Here is a 2230-nt window from a genome sequence, read left to right on the forward strand (position 1 = left end):
CCTATGTTATACTTTAAAAAACTAAGGAATACTTAATGCAATATGTCTGGCTCCTGTGCATTTATAATTAAAAATTATATTTGATAATAGTGTATTATTGATGATATATAAATTATAAAGTACATGTTATTAATGAAAGTTCTTAAATCGTTAAGGAAGTATTAAAAAAAAATTTTAAGTGAATAATTAATATTTAATATTATAAATAAAGCCTAGCTATTAAATAAATAGTTAGGCTTGTTTTTTAATCAAATATATTACAGTACTTATATCTAATAGTATTTTATAAACTAATGCATTAATCCTAGATACCATATTAAAAATATAATAAATACTGTAGGAATAAATCTTATATATACTAAATATCTAGGAAGGTTTATGTTTGCATTATCATCATAGTTATTGTATTTATAATATAATATTAATAGTATCATAATACCAATAATAAAAAATGAATATATTGCACTAATAATATCCGCATTTTCAAAAAATTGCGGAAATACTTCTCTTATATTATAAAATTTATTATTATGCACAAATAACCTTATGAAAAGTATAGATTTAGTTCTTAATGCCTCATGCATTGATATTAATGAAGCAAATTGGGAAATATATATAGCATAAAATAATGTTGAAATAAACTCTACTATTATTTTTAAAACGATATTGCATCTACTAAACAATAATAATATAGCCATAAATGGAGATAATATCACTATCCAATACATATGAAAATTTGTATTTACTATGGTTAGTAATGAAAATACAAAAAAACTAATATATATTGTTAATTTATAAAATTCTTCGTTATTACTTATATTTTTTAAATAAGATAATAAACATATTGATGAATAAATTATCATAAATATAGATACACCTATAATTTTATACCCCATTAAAGTACCAAAAGCTGTTAAATTTCTTACAGAAGGATTAGGAGATTTAAATATTATAGAAGAAATAATATATGGAAGTATTGGTATAATAATATATATAATTATTTTTTTTATATGTTTTTCTTTAAGTAACACTAAAGGTATTAATATGAAAAATGGAAATAGTTTTAATGGTATAGCTATTGCAAACCAAAGTAAATATTTTTTATTATTATTTAAATAATATAATATTCCTAAAAGAGTGAAAAATATCATTATTATTTCCACCTGACTAATTATAAAAACAGGTAGCATTGTAAATGGTGACGTCATAAACATAAAACTAGATAATTTAGATTTTTCATTATTAAATCCAATTTTTTTACATATTTTATAAATAATAATAGCAGATAACATAACAAATATAAATAATAATAACTTTATATATATTATTTCAAAAGTACCTATTTTGAATTGATCATGGTGCCAAGTATAGTAAGTTATATTATTAATTTTTGAATATATCCATAATGGTAAAAATAAAATAGAATAAATAACATATGATAGATAAGGTAGATCATCTGGTTTATGATATGAACCTACTTTTTGATAAACCTCATAAAAAAAATTCAGGGGATTTACATTAAAGAAATTTACACTAAAAGGAAATACTACCAAAACATCAGAATATATATAACTAAAAAAACATAGTATTGTAATTATAGAAAATATAATATAGTCCGAATTTTTAGGACTGCAAATTATTGTATTAAAATATTTAACATTTAATAATATCATTAATATTATTAATATTAAAATAAAAATTAAATAAATAGTAAATTTTACTTTCAATTTATAATTAATATTATCTATTTTTTCATTATATCCTAATTTTTTTTCAGAAATTAAATTTCCAAAAGGACTTCCCACTTTTTCCATTTTTATTTCTTTAATAAAATGATTTTCTTTAATAATTTTATTCGTATCTACATAAACACCATATATATCACTATTTATAAATATTTTACTGTGATATTTTATCCTAAAGCCATAATGATATTCATTTTTTTTAGATAACTCTCTATTTAATTGAAAATCTAATAAATAACCAATTCTGTTAACTGAACTTAATGCTGATAAAACGAATATTGATACCATAAGTACAGCACTTGTAATTAATAAGAGCTTATTTAATTTATTTTTCATAAATTACTCCATAAAATACAAAAGTTGTATTCAGGTTGATCAATAAATTTTTTGCAATAAAGATAAATTTGATTAAGAAAGTAAGATATTATTGCTTGTTGCTTGTTGCTTGTTGCTTGTTGATTGTTGATTGTTGATTTTTGATTTTT

Annotated in this window: 1 protein-coding gene; it reads right to left on the reverse strand. The window is 19.6% G+C overall.

The window, feature by feature from the left end:
• Positions 1-290: 290 nt before the first annotated feature.
• Positions 291-2081: a hypothetical protein gene (locus R4K56_RS14660; RefSeq protein WP_335786934.1), complete on the reverse strand. Its 1791-nt coding sequence runs from the start codon at positions 2079-2081 to the stop codon at positions 291-293.
• Between the last annotated feature and the right edge of the window lie 149 nt (positions 2082-2230).

The sequence above is a fragment of the Brachyspira pulli genome, assembly GCF_036997785.1.
Classification (GTDB): Bacteria; Spirochaetota; Brachyspiria; order Brachyspirales; family Brachyspiraceae; genus Brachyspira; species Brachyspira pulli.

Coding starts and splice junctions, on each gene's coding strand:
- R4K56_RS14660 (WP_335786934.1), bottom strand. CDS start 2,081: ATGAAAAATAAATTAAATAAGCTCTTATTAATTACAAGTGCTGTACTT.